Origin of the sequence: Bacillus sp. P14.5, assembly GCF_003316765.1 — a bacterium.
Lineage (GTDB): Bacteria > Bacillota > Bacilli > Bacillales > Bacillaceae_B > Rossellomorea.
The window spans coordinates 1-16,436 of record NZ_NIJF01000025.1 but is presented as its reverse complement, the minus strand read 5'-3'; the positions used below and the strand labels follow the sequence as shown (position 1 = coordinate 16,436).

General features: G+C 39.8%; 13 protein-coding genes, 3 pseudogenes and 1 riboswitch. Of the genes and pseudogenes, 11 read left to right on the top strand and 5 right to left on the bottom strand.

Annotated elements, in window-relative coordinates:
- Nucleotides 1-14: 14 nt before the first annotated feature.
- The 9 genes from B9Z54_RS03020 (at nucleotide 15) to B9Z54_RS02985 (ending at nucleotide 6,730) form a co-directional block, all read left to right on the top strand.
- Nucleotides 15-632 (top strand): SCO family protein, encoded by a 618-nt coding sequence (locus tag B9Z54_RS03020; protein WP_113927041.1) that lies wholly within the window; start codon nucleotides 15-17, stop codon nucleotides 630-632.
- Between the two features lie 18 nt (nucleotides 633-650).
- Complete coding sequence (locus B9Z54_RS03015; protein ID WP_113927040.1) at nucleotides 651-1,211, top strand: hypothetical protein; 561 nt, start codon at nucleotides 651-653, stop codon at nucleotides 1,209-1,211.
- A gap of 794 nt (nucleotides 1,212-2,005) precedes the next feature.
- Nucleotides 2,006-2,155: a hypothetical protein gene (locus B9Z54_RS24650; protein ID WP_162785072.1), complete on the top strand. Its 150-nt coding sequence runs from the start codon at nucleotides 2,006-2,008 to the stop codon at nucleotides 2,153-2,155.
- A gap of 380 nt (nucleotides 2,156-2,535) precedes the next feature.
- Complete coding sequence (locus tag B9Z54_RS26050; RefSeq protein WP_113927039.1) at nucleotides 2,536-2,784, top strand: DUF2711 family protein; 249 nt, start codon at nucleotides 2,536-2,538, stop codon at nucleotides 2,782-2,784.
- Between the two features lie 11 nt (nucleotides 2,785-2,795).
- Nucleotides 2,796-3,260, top strand: coding sequence for a DUF2711 family protein (locus B9Z54_RS03005; RefSeq protein ID WP_113927038.1), 465 nt, complete (start codon nucleotides 2,796-2,798; stop codon nucleotides 3,258-3,260).
- A gap of 180 nt (nucleotides 3,261-3,440) precedes the next feature.
- A complete protein-coding gene (locus B9Z54_RS03000) occupies nucleotides 3,441-3,749 on the top strand; it encodes a hypothetical protein (protein ID WP_113927037.1) in 309 nt (102 codons plus the stop codon).
- Between the two features lie 156 nt (nucleotides 3,750-3,905).
- Complete coding sequence (locus tag B9Z54_RS02995; RefSeq protein WP_113927036.1) at nucleotides 3,906-4,697, top strand: GNAT family N-acetyltransferase; 792 nt, start codon at nucleotides 3,906-3,908, stop codon at nucleotides 4,695-4,697.
- 363 nt (nucleotides 4,698-5,060) lie between these two features.
- Complete coding sequence (locus tag B9Z54_RS02990) at nucleotides 5,061-6,023, top strand: helix-turn-helix transcriptional regulator (protein ID WP_113927035.1); 963 nt, start codon at nucleotides 5,061-5,063, stop codon at nucleotides 6,021-6,023.
- Nucleotides 6,024-6,097: 74 nt separating this feature from the next.
- Nucleotides 6,098-6,730, top strand: a complete 633-nt coding sequence (locus tag B9Z54_RS02985) for a type 1 glutamine amidotransferase family protein (RefSeq protein ID WP_113927034.1) — start codon at nucleotides 6,098-6,100, stop codon at nucleotides 6,728-6,730.
- A 497-nt stretch (nucleotides 6,731-7,227) separates the two neighbouring features.
- On the opposite strand, the pseudogene B9Z54_RS02980 reads toward B9Z54_RS02985, so the two are convergent.
- A pseudogene (locus B9Z54_RS02980) lies at nucleotides 7,228-7,878 on the bottom strand (YczE/YyaS/YitT family protein); the annotation flags it as partial.
- Nucleotides 7,879-8,464: 586 nt separating this feature from the next.
- Between B9Z54_RS02980 and nhaC the strand changes: the two are divergent.
- Entirely contained in the window at nucleotides 8,465-9,898 is a 1,434-nt protein-coding gene (nhaC, locus tag B9Z54_RS02975) for a Na+/H+ antiporter NhaC (protein WP_240189777.1), read from the top strand.
- Nucleotides 9,899-10,158: 260 nt separating this feature from the next.
- Here the strand turns inward: nhaC and B9Z54_RS02970 are convergent.
- The 4 genes and pseudogenes from B9Z54_RS02970 to B9Z54_RS02955 all read right to left on the bottom strand — a co-directional run bounded on the left by B9Z54_RS02970 (nucleotide 10,159) and on the right by B9Z54_RS02955 (nucleotide 13,851).
- Nucleotides 10,159-10,858 (bottom strand): annotated as a pseudogene (locus tag B9Z54_RS02970) (ABC transporter ATP-binding protein).
- Nucleotides 10,855-11,667: an ABC transporter permease gene (locus tag B9Z54_RS02965; protein ID WP_113927032.1), complete on the bottom strand. Its 813-nt coding sequence runs from the start codon at nucleotides 11,665-11,667 to the stop codon at nucleotides 10,855-10,857. Before B9Z54_RS02965 ends, B9Z54_RS02970 begins: the two are co-directional and overlap by 4 nt.
- A 337-nt stretch (nucleotides 11,668-12,004) precedes the next feature.
- Nucleotides 12,005-12,481: pseudogene (locus B9Z54_RS02960) on the bottom strand (nitrous oxide reductase accessory protein NosL); the annotation flags it as partial.
- Complete coding sequence (locus tag B9Z54_RS02955) at nucleotides 12,478-13,851, bottom strand: right-handed parallel beta-helix repeat-containing protein (RefSeq protein ID WP_113927031.1); 1,374 nt, start codon at nucleotides 13,849-13,851, stop codon at nucleotides 12,478-12,480. The pseudogene B9Z54_RS02960 and the gene B9Z54_RS02955, both read right to left, overlap by 4 nt.
- Before the next feature lie 819 nt (nucleotides 13,852-14,670).
- A riboswitch (SAM riboswitch) is annotated at nucleotides 14,671-14,772 on the top strand.
- A 136-nt stretch (nucleotides 14,773-14,908) separates the two neighbouring features.
- Between B9Z54_RS02955 and B9Z54_RS02950 the strand changes: the two genes are divergently transcribed.
- Entirely contained in the window at nucleotides 14,909-16,012 is a 1,104-nt protein-coding gene (locus B9Z54_RS02950) for a 5-methyltetrahydropteroyltriglutamate--homocysteine S-methyltransferase (RefSeq protein ID WP_113927030.1), read from the top strand.
- The last annotated feature ends 424 nt before the right edge of the window (nucleotides 16,013-16,436 follow it).

Genomic DNA, 16,436 nt, shown 5'->3' with positions numbered 1-16,436 from the left:
AAGGAAGTGATCCAATGAAAAAGCCTGCTCCAACTGTATTAGCTTGTCTTTTTGTCTTCTTGTTCGGGATAGGAATATTCTATATTGGAACAGACGGCTTTAAAGCGTATACCGCAGAAACGGCCAGAGTGAACCGGCTTGTTGATCATCAGCCGGCATTCCCTGCTGTATTATTGGAAGATAGTTCAGGCAGGAAATACAGTATCGATGAGTTTAAGGACAAATACGTTTTTATCACATTTTTTTATACTGCCTGTACAACGGTATGTCCGCAGTTGGAATATAATATGTCCCAGGTTTATGAAAGACTTCCTGCAAAAGATTTAGGGGAGGAAATTGTGTTTTTGAGCATAAGTTTTGATTCGGAGAGGGACCATCCGGATACATTGGATAGGTACAAAGACTATTTTTATAGTGACGGAGAAACCTGGAGAATGGCACGGGTTCCCGATCAAAAGGAGCTGACTTGGCTACTGGAATATTTTGGAGTAATTGTCATTCCCGACGGTGATGGAAACTTCGCCCATAACTCTGCATTCTATCTGGTTGATAAAAAAGGTAAGTTAATCAATATCATGGATTACACAAAGGTGGAAGAAGCTGCTACTGAATTGAAGGCTGTCCTGAAATAGGGAGAGGGAGGTTGATATATGAACAGTCAGTTTCTATTAGGATTGTTCCTGCTCATTGCACTGGCACTTCCACCTGTGGCCAACTTGATGGAATCCATTATGCTGGTGCACATGCATATGCAGATGCCGATGGTTGTTGCAGCAGGATTTTTAATGGGGAAATACTTACAATGCAAATTCCCTAGATTTTTTAACAAGTGGAATGAGAATGGAGTTCCGGGGATTCTGTTGTTTTCGATCATAATGGTATATTGGATGCTCCCGCGAACAATGGATGAAGCATTAACGGTTATGTCAGTAGAAATATTTAAATTTATCAGCCTGCCTTTCCTGGCAGGACTCCCTCTGCGCAACAGTTGGAAAAAGCTCAATACTGCCGGTAAAAATATAGTGGTCATCATTTTTACCATCTTGTTTATTGCAGGGGGCTGGTTATACATTAAAACTCCAGAACCTTTATGTAACAATTACCTGGTCACTGACCAAATCATCCTGGGTTGGGGCTTTCTTGTCACGGCTGTTTGTATGGTCATTTACCTGGCATACTCCTTCTTTATTGATCCTTCTCAATATGAGTAATCGAGTAGGGGGCTAATCATTAATTGATTAGCCGACCTCTCTCACCACCGTAGTACGGTTCCGTATACTGCTGTTCTATAACTTAAGTATCAACGCTTTTATAGAAATTGTGGTCTTTAAGACCCCATTTGTTGAGCGTTTTTATTTTAATTGCTTTCTGTAACGCTTCACTTCTGGAAATCCTCCAATATCCCTTACGGGAATTAGCTACTTTCCAGGCTTCCTCGTTTCTGATGCCCAACCTTCTTAGTTGATGGTATTAACAGCAGGATCCTTCCTTAAATGTTTGTTATCAATTTTATGATTTAAGGATTTTCTTGATAATAAAGTGTTTTGCCCCGTTCTATATTAAGGACGGGGTTTTACTCATCCTCGAATAACAAATACCCATTTAAATTGAGATAGCAGAAAGTAGAAATAGTGATGATTGACACAAAAGTCGTGGCAATACTGTATTTTACATTTACCAATCAGGGCTATTGTGTCTTTTTTTGAGAAAAATGTAGTGCCTCCCCTGTTAAATGACACAAAGGGATTAACAATATTGAAAAATCCATAATATACCCTTGTTTTGTTAAAGGGCCAGTAAATTAAATGATAGCATTGCTATAATATAGATGTTTTGAAATAATTGGTATTTGTATATTGTTGTACTAGAGAATGAGAAGGATTCCTTGCTACTCTTAAAAAGAACAACCAATAACTGCAAAAATAATCTTTAGTGAACCATTTAATCCATAACAACTAATCTTGACAAGTGTCAGTGAATTCTTTGTCTTTTAGGATGGTAAAGTATGAAAAATGACCTTTTATATCAGGTTTTTTATAAGAATCTGAGTGAAGAAAAAGCATTGAAGATTTTCGATAAGACTGTTGATGAGTTTCATGAAGGCTTACTTGAGGATGACATTGCAAGTGAACTTAAATTAAGTAATGAGGAATAAACAGCTTTAGCAGGATGGTCCATTGACCTTACGGATTTGGCTAATTTCCGCTATTTCGGTTGGCCGAGTAAATGTGCTAATTGCTCTAAGAAAATAAACATTAATGAGTACTACTGGAAAATTGATGACAAAAATAACTTAATTTGTGTAACGTGTAAATAATTATTAATTTTTATTCTCATATGGACAACCATTACTATTTCAAAGTCCAAGTATTGCCCTTCTTCAATTATTGGAGCAGGATTCTTGGAATAAACTGAAACTTAGGTATTCGTATAATTTATAATAGAGGATGTGGAATAAGCATTCCCTCAGGAAATCCTTGAGAAAGTTACCCAGTAGGAGTGAGTATTAAATATAACTGGTAGGAGGATGAAAACGTGGTTATAAACAAAATGGAGTTTTTCTACCCAAGGATAAAAAGTCCTGAAATAGACCCTTTGTTAAGTAAATTGCCAAAAGGATATACATTTGCAGCGAAAATATTCTTTCCTTTTATCAAGATTCCAGATGACTGGGAATCTGATAAAAGTGACAGCCCACACCAGTATTATCCTATTAAAGGTGACATTCTTACATATGGTACTCCTCTATCTTGGGATACATTAAGAATGAGGTTTGTTTTATAAGTTTAGGTGAAATGTCTAAGGCTGTAATTGCAAGTTTATTTAGCGGTGCAGCTAGAGAAATTTATCGAAGAAATGATCTGTCTATACGCCTGGAAAGCGTATTAGATAACCAGACATATTATCCTATGGAAGATGAATTTTCTGTATTAATAATAGACGACATTATAACAATACTAGCCTGCAAAGGAGCCAATCACCTGTACTATTTGACATTACACGGTGAAAAAGAAACTTATGCACTAAGTGAAATAGACACTGACATCAAAATAAGACTATCTTCCTCCTCTGGGCCAGTAACTATCACAGACGAGAACGGCGACTTTGTGTTTACCTGCTACTTTGATGAGGTTTCCGGCCTTTTCTTTGCAAAGGAAGACGCTACTGATTTATTAGCTAAAACAAAGCTTGAAGGGATTATATTCGATAAATTTACCCCGCTTATTTGGGAAGATAGTTCTTGTCAACTATTTAAGTAAAGGAGGCAATGCTAAACAAGCAGCCACCTCCCTTCGTTTACGTCAACAGATTTAACCATCTTGGGCTAACGGGCAGATTAACAGAAGAGGGAATTTATGGTCGTTAAGTGAAAATGAGGTCCATAAGCTCAGAAAATAATAAAATTTTTATAAAATAACATTATCAGGTGGGTATTAAATGTGAAGAAAAATAACATTAAATCAAATGTCGGATACACTTTATTCAAATCAACAGGTGTAACTCACAATTTTCCTGTGGTTGATTTGGCAAAAAAACAAGTGACAGGGACCGTTTCATACAATGATAAAACCTATATGACTGTTCTGGTAGATTTGAACTTAGATACAGTTAGTGTTGAAGGTAGCGTTGATGAGTTAGTAGAGATTGCTATGGACAAAGAGTCCTACATAAATATGTTTAAGAGCCAGGCGGAGTTTTTTGTTGCAAATAATATTGTTAACCCAAAGAAATATTATGATGAGTTCTAATGCTTCTTTTATCAAGTAATGGTGGCGTTGGCTGAATAAGCAGTCGCCCTTTGTTCCAGTAACGGGCAGGTTAACTGAATAAGTTGAACCTAAAATTATTGGGATTTCGTCTAATCAAAAGAAGAATTGAAAAAGTGTTTTACGGGGGGATGGGAATTGCAATTAAAAAAGCTGACTGCTGCTAATCACCAAGATGTTATTAAATTATTTGGTGAGGATGTTGTTCATTATCATTTTTTAATTGATGGTATGAAAAAGAATAATTATGAGGGTAATTTTAAAATATTTGGTGAATATCAAGATAACTTGTTAGTATCTATACTTATCAATAACTATAACAACATTTCTTATTTTTCTCAGTGGGATAGAGACATCAGTATTTACAAGGAACTGCTAAGGGATTTAGATTATACAAAGTTAAGTGGACCTAGCTCCCTAATGAAAAAATTCTTGCCTTATGTTGATGCAAAAGCTGATACATTATCCTATTTAGGTGTAGTGAAAAATATTTCTACACCAAGAAAACTTAAAAATCCGTTAAAAGTTATCCAAACGGAAGATGAAATAGGTATGCAGTATGACTTATTGCTATCTACCAATGAATTTACGCAAAGCCTTCCTAAAGAAAAGGAAGACTATGTTCAAATTGAATATAAGAGGTTAAAAGAGAGTAGTGACAGAACAGTGTATTTAGATATTAATGGTGAAATGGTCTCCTCTTGTGCAACAATTGCGGAAGACATAAATAGTGCCATTATTATTGGAGTGGTTACAAATCCACATTTTAGAAACAAGGGTTACGGTACAGAGGTTTTAATAGGGTTATTTCAAATGTTACTAGAAGAAGGTAAATATCCATATCTATTTTATAATAATCCCGCAGCCAGAAGTGTATATAAGAAAATTGGTATGACAGAAGTTTGTGAATGGCGAGTGATTAATCTTTAGTCCATCTTCAACAAACGGGGGCTTTAATTGAATAACACATCAAAAAGAGGCACTGCGATTAATATCCGCAGCGCCTTTTTTTGAGTGATTAATTTCGCATTCGTATTACACTTCAAAACCGCTTGCAAAAGGGAGTGCATTTTCACCTGCAAATGCGGTTATAAATATACATTTTCTCCCTATGATCAAACGGATTATTCTGTGTAGCAGATCAAATGACTTTAAGGTGAATTGACAGGTTATGTTTAGTGCGGTTGAAAGTAACTGAATAAGGGGATTGCTCAATATTAAGATATTTGAAATAATTGGCAGTGTAAGATGGTTGTTAGTTATATAGAGAGAGGGAAATAGAGGTGGAATTATATGCCTAAAATTGACAATATGTTAGCGATTATATGGATGCTTCGTTCAGGTGAAAAAGTTACTGCACAACAAATTTCAGAAAAGTTAGAGATGAATATTAGGACTGTGTATCGTTATATTGATACCATTTCAACAAGTGGTGTACCGATTATTTCAGAACCGGGTCATAACGGTGGATACAGTTTATTGAACAATTTTATTGAGGCGCCTCTTTTTTTTGATTCTGAGGAGCAAACTTCACTTTATCATGCTGCTGTTTTTGCGGAAGAAGCCGGATATTATGGAGGAGAAGCATTAAATAGGGCTATTTCAAAGCTAAGCAAACATTCAAATCAAGAGCAGGAAACAAAGATAAACCAACATTTAACCAGCCTTGAAGTAATAAGTCGAGTAAGTTCACTCTCTATAGAACCTTTTTTGAAGGAGTTGGAGCAGGCCGTAGCTGAAGGGTTCTCAGTAAAGATTTTTTATCAAAAAAGTGGCGAAAAGCAATTAAATGATAGATTGGTCGATCCGTACAGAATCATCTATTGGAATAATAAGTGGTATGTGATTGGATTTTGTCATCTTAGGAATGATATCCGCAGTTTTAGAGTAGATCGAATTGAACGTCTAATGCTGACCGAAGATAAGTTTAACCGGCCGGAAAATTTTTCAGCACGTGACTTTTTTACGAAAAATCTTCTTCCAACTATAGAAGATAAGGAAGGGATTATTTCCTTGGTTATTCATGGGGATAAAAGTGTATTGGCTGATATTTGCCAACATTGGTTTTTAGGACATTATCTTCAAGAACAGACTTCAACTCAAGCAGTATTCCTTCTCGATAAAGACGTGATACATACATATGTACCTTATTTACTTTTACCATTCAACAAATCTATTAAAGTGATTGAGCCAGTAAGTCTTAAGAAAAGACTTATTGAAGTTCTGTCCGAATTAATCGAATTTCATCAAGTATGATAACTTCCCTGACGCTAACTGTCAGGGAAGTTGTTTTATACTAGCTATATAAATGGTGAATGGAGTGTTAATGGATGCAGACAAAAAAAGCTTTTCTCTATGTTTTTAATACAATGTCGGACTGGGAATATGGATATTTAATTGCTGAACTAAACTCAGGAAGATATTTCAAAAAAGATTTAGCACCTTTAAAAGTAATTACAGTAGGAGCTGCTAAAGAAATTATAACGACTATGGGAGGACTGAGCATAAAACCAGATATTTCTCTTGATGAATGTACTCTTGAGAGTGAAGATCTTTTAATTTTACCGGGAGGGACTACTTGGAGTGAAGAAATTCATCAACCTGTCTTGGAAAAAACAGGCGGTGCTTTAAAACATGGCACGCTTGTGGCTGCAATTTGCGGTGCAGTTGATGCCCTTGCGAATATGGGATACTTAGACACCAGAAAGCATACAAGTAATAACTTAGAATACACTAAGATGATATGTCCTAACTATAAAGGAGAAAAGTTCTATGAGGTGGCATCTGCTGTATCTCATGAGAATTTAGTTACTGCATCAGGAATAGCTCCTCTGGAACTTGCGATGGAAGTACTGAAAAAATTAGATGTATTTGCACCAGAAGCATTAGATTCATGGTATAACCTAAACAAGTCTCATAAACCTGAGTACTTCTTCCAGTTGATGAATTCATTAAATAAGTGAAGTAACTGAAAAGCTCAATTTCTCTTATTTGATTTGTAGAGAAGCTGGGCTTTTTAATTTGAAATTCCTTATCGTCCCTGACGCTGCCCCATAATAGGGTAAGCCCTATTAATATGAATATTTTTCTTGAGTGGACCGCTTGAACTTGTGAATAATTAGATACTCTATTTAAAGGTTGTTTTCGCATATATTGTATAGGAAAAATCCCAGGAGCCGGATTTTCCCCCGGATACTAAGGGATTTCTCTCTAATCGTGAAAAGCAGCTCTTTTCAAGATTACCAGGTTATTAAGGTGATATATAGTTGGTTTTTTCGGAATCAGTATCAATAGCAACGTTACGAAAAGTGCCAATTTAAAAAAGGGAGGGGGATATATGCGAACATGCACAAAATGCCAAAAAGGCTGATCACTAACGATAATAAAGAAAAACCAAATAATATGCCAGAATTGCAGTGCTGTAATTTCAACAAATACTACGCCCCTTATTTGGCCGCAGTCAAGGCAAGCGCCTGTCCCTCTGTTCTACCGGAAACTCTCCTGCATACAATTTATCCTTTTTAGCAATGCGAGAAAGTGCCTCGATCCATCTTGTACATATTTTATAAGACAACTGAAAAATGGGGCTTTGGATGAAGGTGAAAACAAATGTGAAAATGAAGACGGGTCCGCCGAGCAAAAGAGCGACGAGGAGGGCTGTGCTCTCGACAACTATGCGGACCTTGCTTATGGAGTATCCAAGCTTATCTGAAATGGAAAGCATGAAACCGTCCCTTGGCCCCGCGCCTATCCGCGAAGAATTATACATTCCTCCGCCAATCCCCATAATGACAATCCCGGTAATCAGTGTCAGAATATCCAACGGCAGGTTAGAGGGCTGGGGAAGAATATCCAACCATAGAAACATATCTACCATCGGACCGACCATCAGAGCGTTAAAAAAAGTACCGACATTGATGTACCGGCGGTCAATCACCAATGAAACCAGAACAAGAGCAAGGCCGACCAGGACACTCCAAGTACCAATGGTGAGACCCCATCTTTCAAAGAGTGCCAGATTCAGCACATCCCAGGGGTGGACGCCCAGATATTGAACTTTGATGGCCACGGCTATCCCATAACTAAACAAAATTAGGCCAAAAAGAAAAAGGGGACTTGTATACGCAGGCTCATATCATCACGGCTTTCCTGGAATTATTTCTCATTAGTTTAACGTATTACGCGAGGAGAGGAAAGATGTTTTTTAGGTAAAGGATGAGCGTTGAAATCGGGAAAATAGATGTGAAGCTTTTATAGATTCAGAGTTGCTGGAGTTTAGTTGGGAAGGTTCTCTTAGAGTAACAGTAGTCAGGCACTTTGAGTAGGGCTGCGCTGTTCTGTTTTAACGTTTTTTGGGGGGATGAACCTGGCTTTCTATTTTATCCAGGATTTTCTGGTTTGAAAAAAGAATGGACTATCATAAAACAGGAAATGGGAGCATGGCTGTGTATTATTACACTGAAAGCGCTGTCAATATAACCATATCGTTGTATGGCACTTGATATCGTGTTTTATCGAAATTTACTAACAATTCAATCTATAGTACTATATTTATATAACTTATGGCAGCTTGGTATTACGGAGGCACCTCATAATCCCTTCCAATTCCCTCTAAGGAACATACCAACATTTCAATTTCATTTTGTTTATTGAACGAGTACCAAGGTTATTATACTTATAAAAAAAGGAGTGGTTGGTTGGACACCGATAATATTAAAACACCATCTTTCATGTACGCAATGTTCATGTTGATCTCAGCGATTGCGATCATTTCGGTCGGAATCCTTGTTTTCGATGCACCTATTCAAATTCTGATGTTTATTAGTATGCTTGTGCTGATTCCTTTTATGATGAAATTGGGATTCAGTTATAAACAAGTGGAAAAATCGATGATAAGGTCGATGAGCAGGGCTTTGCAGCCGGGCTTGATTCTATTGACCGTCGGGATTTTAATAGGTGCATGGATTGCTTCGGGAACCGTGCCTACCTTGATTTATTATGGAATTGAATCCGTTTCGCCTAAATACTTTTTAGTGACGACACTGCTTTTCTGTTCTCTTGTGGCATTGGCCACAGGTACTTCCTGGGGAACAATCGGAACGGCGGGGATTGCCATGATGGGGGTTGGAGCTAGTCTGGGCGTACCCGCCGGCTTAACGGCAGGGGCCATCATCAGTGGAGCCTACTTTGGGGATAAAATGTCTCCTCTTTCCGATTCGACCAATTTGGCTCCGACCGTGACAGGAGGAGAATTATTCTCCCATATTAAACATATGCTGTGGACGACGGTGCCCGCTTATGTGATCTCAGCCATCATATTCACCGTAATTGGTTTGCAGTACAATGCCGGTTCTGCGGAGGAACAAAGTGTAGCTGCACTGACTTCTTATTTAGCTGAAACGTTTAACCTTGGTTTGGTTCCAATGGTTCCGATTGCCGTTCTAGTGACATTATTGATGTTAAAAAAACCTGCAATCCCTTCTATCTTCCTTGCTTCAGCGGCCGGGGGCCTGGTTGCGGTTTTGTACCAGGGGTTTGGATTTGGAGAGACGATTGGAATTTTCTATAACGGCTATGCTGTGGAATCCGGGATTGAAGTCGTGGATAGTTTACTGCAGCGCGGAGGATTGACAAGTATGCTGGCCCTTGTTGCATTATTCCTGTTTGCCCTTGGGCTTGGAGGTATGCTTGCTGATTCCAAAGTGCTGGAAGCATTGATTGCTTCGTTTGCTGACAAAATTCAGCATACGGGAGTTCTTGTGTTTGTTACAATTATTGTAAGTTATTTCACCCTTGCCATTGGGGGCGCGATTTACTTTTCAACAGTGATGGGCGGTACATTAATGAAACCGATTTTCGAGAGGCTGAATTTAAAGCCTGAAAATCTCTCAAGGATATTGGAGGATACCGGAACACAGGGTGGTGCCCTTGTTCCATGGACGGGAAGCGGTATTTACACAGCCGGCGTCCTTGGAGTCGCAACCCTGACGTACCTTCCGTTCTGTTTCCTTGCACTCATCACACCGCTGGTTTCTCTTTTCTACGGTATCACCGGGTGGACGATGACAGAGTATGAAAAGCCGAGGAAAGAGAGAAGGAATTCAAGTAAATTTGAGACGGTGGGAGCTTAAAATTTAATATTGGAGTAAACCCCTGAAGTGCTGCTCTTATTGGACAGCTGCACTTCAGGGGTTTTTTGTGAGGTTAACCAGGGAGAGAGTCCGGCTGCTGGAACTTTTTCGGTAGCAGCAATTTATGCGAAACAGCTTTATAATAAAGGAAAATCAGCTCTAGTTTCTTAGAGCAGCCTTTGTACTGATACTAGATCGGATCGTCCACTTCAATTTTGTGAATCAATAGGTGAATGTGAACCAGGCAAAAATCTCAGCCTTCATACGCTTCGATGCAGTTTTAAAAGCTGAAGGGTTGTTTTTCCTTGTCAGTCTCATGAAGAAACTCATGCACAATTCTGCCTTCCTTCATGAAATAAATGATGTCTCCAACCTCAGCTGCGACATCCATCATGTGGGTAGACAGAATGATGGTTGTTCCTGATTTTTTTACTTCATTAACGATATTTATGAATTCATTGATCCAATAAGGATCCAGGCCATTTGTCGGCTCATCCATTAATAATAAAAGGGGATTACCCAAGAGAGCTTGGCCGAACAAGAGCCGCTGGCGCATACCTTTAGAAAGATTTTTAATCAATTCATCTTTTTTTCAATGAGTCCTATGCGTGACAAAATCTCTTCCACTTGTGTCTTGGAAGCATCAGGACGGTAAGAGGCGTAAAAGTGAAGCATTTCCCCAACAGACATCAGCTGTTGTGCAGGGAAACTGTCAGGCATATAGCCAATTCGGTTCACATAGTTCCCCCGGCTTTTCTCCATTTCGATCCCGTCCAGAACCACATGGCCGGCAGTTGGCTTTGACAGGGCAGCCAGTATTTGTATTAATGTACTTTTTCCAGCTCCGTTTCCCCCGCACAACACCACACACTGTCCTGGTTCTGCTGTAAAGGATAGAGGAAGAAGAGCTTCTTTATTTTGATAGACCTTTGACACTTCTGCTACTTTCAATAGACTCAATTCATCTTCCTCCTTTCGAGTTTCCATCCGGCTGCTCCAAGCACTGCGGCTATAAACAAAAAGGAATAGGTACCAAGCAGCGGAAAGGAAACAGGCAGTTCTAATAATGAGATCACCGTATCGAATTCCTGGCCAAAAACTGCTCCGCCGCCGAATTGAACAACGAAAAAGACACGCAGAAGCTCGGCGGGGTTAAGAAGTAATGAAAGTGCCAATATATTCGGTATCAGCGGGTAAGGGATAAATTGCAGAATAGCTATTAACAGGCTTGCCCACATCATAATGAGAATGAACCAGACGGTCACCGACCCCATCAAAGCCTGCCAGCGCGTAGAAGCGAAAGAGCCCAATAATATTCCCAACCCGAGAAAGAAGCTTTGCAGAAATATAGAAAATAGATAAATAAGGATGATCCATTTCAAAGAGACAGAGAACTGCAAAACTGTGCTTATTAAAATGCTGATTCCGAAGCTTAAGGTGAATATGGCAATCTGAGCCACAAGCTGGCCGAGAAATTTTCCGCTGATATAACGAATGGCTGATATTGGGTAAGTACTGATGATGGCCCATTGTCCGCTTTCCACTTCATTTGTAATAGAAAGAGAGCCAATGATCAGCATGAATAAAGGTAAAAGATATAATAGGAGATTAATGATCGTGCCTAACATATTGGTATAGCCTTCGAATTGCGGCAAGCCTCTATTTAACAAAAACAGCAGACTTATGACCGACGTCCACAAAATAACAAAGGTATAGGAAGAGGGCTGTCTTAATGTCGTCCGCCACTCTGTTAAAAATGCTGTTTTCATCCTAAGCCCCCTTACAAAAATTTAATAGGACGGTGTATTGATTGGGTATACAGCCGTCCCTTGATTATTATTAAGGTGTTTCTAACATCCATCCTGGAGGAAAACTTTAACTAAGTTATCCACGTCGAGCTTCAGCCTCCGAGGTTCGTACCCACCGAATCGAACTCAGCCCATGGGAGTCAAATGTCCCAAGAGAATAAACTCGGGAAGGGTCGGGGCACTTGCGCTTTTGTTCCTAACATTAATGGTCTGAGCTATCATGGTCGCCATTTTCGGAATGGTCCATTTCTTCTTCAGTATCATCGTGATTATGTCCATCGTCACCCTCAGTTTCTTCATGATCATGTCCGTGATGATGGTCCTTCATTTCTCTATTCATTTTCCATTCATGAGTCTGCAGGTCATCATAGGTCAAAAGGTCGCCATTGTTTTCTTCGACAAATTGTTCTGCGTCCTCTTTTTCCTGGAAAGAGATAATATTATAACTCATAGGTGTTTTGACGGATTCGTTGTATACATACGTTGCTTGTTCTCCCTCAATCCAGTCATCAGTATGGAAATCTCTTACGAAGTGGGCAGCCATATCTTCTGTTCCATTCTCATCCATCCAGTCATACATACATCCAACATCATCAAACTTAAGTGCTTTGTCATTAGTCAAAATGATTTCAGTGGCAAACTGGCTGTTCATTACTTGCATATTGCAAACCGCACATGTATCCGTTGACTCATCGATCGCAACAGGGTCGATCGCATTGTTTCCGCAGCCTGCTATGAACATAGCCGCTGCTAATAAAACGATGATTTTCTTCATTTATATTTCCTCCTAGTGTTAAATAACTTAATGCCTATTATGGTAAAACCGAGCCCGATGAATACTTTTAGGATGAAAGGTAACAAGTTGAAACCATCTCCATCAGGTTGGACAGGCGGAGTCATTAATGGGTTTTCGTCCTGCATCACATTCTCTGCCGGCACTTTGAATAACGCCTTTAATACTGTGATGCCGGGTGAATCGAAGAATAACTGATAAGCAGGGGTGTCCTCGGTTAACAGTAAGTAAAGCGGTTCCGCAGCGTAAGGAAATATGCTGGTTCCTTCATTTCCTTGTTGAAGTTTCATTGAGGCATCCCAATAATTATGGTCTACGTTGTTCTTGATACTATCAACAGCTTGAAGTTCGTTCACATTTCCAATGAAGCTGTTATTCGTGACGGTATTTAGATTGGTTTTGTTGAATTGAACTCCAATGAAATTGCTTGTAATAAGGTTGTCCATTACTTCATTGCCTTCTGCAGATTCCATGAAGATACCCACTCGATTTTGAGTAATGGTATTGTTCCGTACAATCGTGTCATCAGCATCAAATAATAGAAGGCCCTGGGAATGGACATTGGAATTGTTGAAACTGAAAGTGTTATCGATTACTTGGGCGTTATTGGTCGTCATAACCATTGCTCCAGTGAAGTTTAGATGAGAAAGATTAGACTGAACGACCACTTCATCGGAATACATCAGATGAAGCCCATACCTAGCTGACTGGATATTGTTTTGCAGAATCTTGTTCTTGCTCCCTCGTTCCATGTAGATACCGTCCAGCACATGATTGATTTCTACGCCTTGGATGACATTTTCTGTCGAATCCCAGACATCAATCGCATGACCCGCTCCATTTGTGGTGATCTTACCACCTTTAATAACAGAATTGGTGACGCCGTCCAGCCTAATGCCAGTGCTTCTGCTGTTAATCTGAATATTATCCAGAGTGATGTTACTGCCCGACAGGTATATGGAGGGCCCTCCAATTTCAGTCTCTTCCTGCTCATGGTTGTCATGTTCATGGCCGGCACCGGATTGACCCTGCGGTCCTATTGTTGAATTATCGTCCTTGCAATGTTCAAGTTGGATGTTTTGTAATTTAACATCATCAGCTTGGACTTGTAGCAGAGGCTGATTAGAGCAGGAGCGAATTACCGTATACTCCGATCCTATTAATGTTATGGGCTTTGTGATAATGATTTCATCCTCGTAGGTATGGTCTAATAATGTAACTGCACTCCCAGCAGAGGCTTGATCAATCAAAGCCTGCAATTGACCTTCACTTGTAGCGCTGTCAGGTTTGGTCAAGAAAAGGATAAATAAGAGAGAAAGAGCCGAAATACCAATATATTTATTCCTATTCACTTTGAGGTATCATCTCCCATGTAAGCGTTAAATAATATGAGCAATAAAATGCTGATCTCAGACTACCCAAGAATAATCTTAAATTGTATATGTGAAATTACAATGAAGTTTCTGGGTATTTTAAATGAACTAACGGTGTGTCAGGCGTAAAAACACTAGTTAAGAATCAACGCTGAATGTGCTGCCGAATTCAACAGTATTATCAAGTATGCCAAAGATAATTACTTTCAATCATTGTCTATTGAAGTACAGTAAAAATATGAATAGGAATAAAAGGGTGAATTGGATTAACAGGCGCATTACAGATAACGGCTGTAAAGGAAATTTGCAAGATTTTTAGAATGCTTAATGGATATAGCTGCAGTACAATGAGTCCCTTGCCTTCATTGAAAGAGGCTCAGATTAAGTGTAACGATTTTCAATCCTTCAAGTTGGCAGGTCATATTATTTAAATAAAAATAGTAGTGGACCCACGTCTGTATTTGAATGGTTTAATATGAATTTCGTAAGATAACGCCAACATTCACTTAAAATAGTCTGTTAAGCAAAAAAGGAAAGACCTGATCCCTCCGATTAGAGAGAGATATCCGAGAGCAAAAATATTTGCAAAAACAGCCATTTGAATTAAGAACATGGCAACCCATGTTTGCTGCCGATGCCACCCTGAAAATTGGGAGAGTTCACTAGCAGGAAATCTCAATTGAGGGGGAAGATATATAATTTTTCCTCAGAACAATCAGTAAATTTTAAATATTCACAGTTGACAATTTATATATCGGGGATTATAGTAAGGCTAATAACTTAATAGCAACCAATTTTTTCTTATCCAGAGAGGTGGAGGGACTGGCCCTTTGATACCTCGGCAGCGGACTTTCAATAGTACTGTGCCAATTCCAGTAGCGTAATGCTAGCAGATAAGAAGAGAAGGTCTTTTAAATTCGTTTATTGCCCCCTCTTCTTATTTTTGAGAAGAGGGGGTTTTTGTGTTACATAACAGCACCGGCTGAGATGATGGAAAACCGGATGTACCGGAAAAAATGAAAAGGATGGGATTTATATGACAAAAACATTGATTAGAGCACCATTCAGAGCCGATCACGTAGGGAGCCTGCTGCGCCCGGACAGGATTCACCGCGCGAGGAGGGAGTTTCAAGACGGAACTCTTTCTGCTGAAGAACTTCACGCTATTGAAACAGAAGAGATCAAAAGAATTGTAGATAAGCAGATTGAAGTGGGCTTGAAAGCCGTAACAGACGGGGAGTTCCGCCGCAGGTTCTGGCACACTGATTTCCTTGAGCATCTGAACGGAGTGGAGGGATATGTTCCCGAGCATGGCTTCCAGTTTAAAGGCGAGGAAACGGAAAGATACGACGTTCGTGTCACCGGAAAAATTTCTTTTAACGGGGATCACCCGCATATAAAGGATTTTGTTGAATTCAAGGAAATCGTCGGAGACCGGGCAGTTGCCAAGCAGACGATCCCGAGTCCGAACCAGTTGTTCAATGCCGGCATCCGTAATCTTGACATTTATCCGGATATTGAAGAATATACGAAAGATGTGATCCAGACATACCGTGATGCCGTCCAAGCCTTTTATGCTGCAGGCTGCCGCTATTTGCAGTTTGACGATGTTTATATTGCGGGCCTGAATGCTCCTGAAATTCCATTCAATGACAGCGGCCATTCCCGTGAGGAGCTGATCGATTTAGCGCTGCATGTGGTGAACAGCGTATTGGAGGATAAACCGGAAGACCTGACAATCACCACCCATCTCTGCAGGGGCAATTACCGCTCTAAATGGGCGTTCGAAGGCAGCTACGCTAAAATCGCTCCTACCCTGTTCGCAAAAGAAAAAGTGAACGGATTCTTCTTGGAATATGACGATGACCGTTCCGGAGATTTCCAGCCGCTGGAGCATATCCCGAATGGCGGCCCTCAGGTTGTGCTGGGCGTATTCACTTCCAAGCATGGTACCTTGGAAGATAAGGAAAATATCAAGGCGCGAGTGGAAGAAGCCACCCAATTTGTGCCGTTGGAACAGTTATGTATAAGCCCGCAATGCGGCTTTGCTTCCACGCATCATGGAAATATTTTGACTGAGGAAGAGCAGTGGGCGAAGCTGAAGTATATTGTGGATGTTTCTAAAGAAATTTGGAGGTGAGGGTTTTCGGGTTTTTAAGGAAGCCGGCTTTTAAAAGGCAGGGACAAGGGGAAGCCATCTTGTTCCTGTCTTTTGTTTTGGGCGTGAGATATAGTTCCTCCGTTCCTAAAAGGGGTTTAAACGGCATCAACGGTAGAGGTTTGTAGGTTTGATGGTGTATAACCGGGGTTTAAGCAGCATCAAGTATAGGGGGGGTGTGGATTTGATGCTGTATAAATGAGGTTTAAACGGCATCAACTGTAGTGATTTGTGAACTTGATGCTGTATAAGTGAGGTTTAAATGGCATCAATGGTAGGGGTTTGTGGGTTTGATGCTGTATAAGTAAGGTTTAAACAGCATCAAGTATAGGGGTTTGTGGATTTGATGCAGTATAAATGAGGTTTAAACAGCATCAAAGGTAGAGGTTTGTAGGTTTGATGCTGT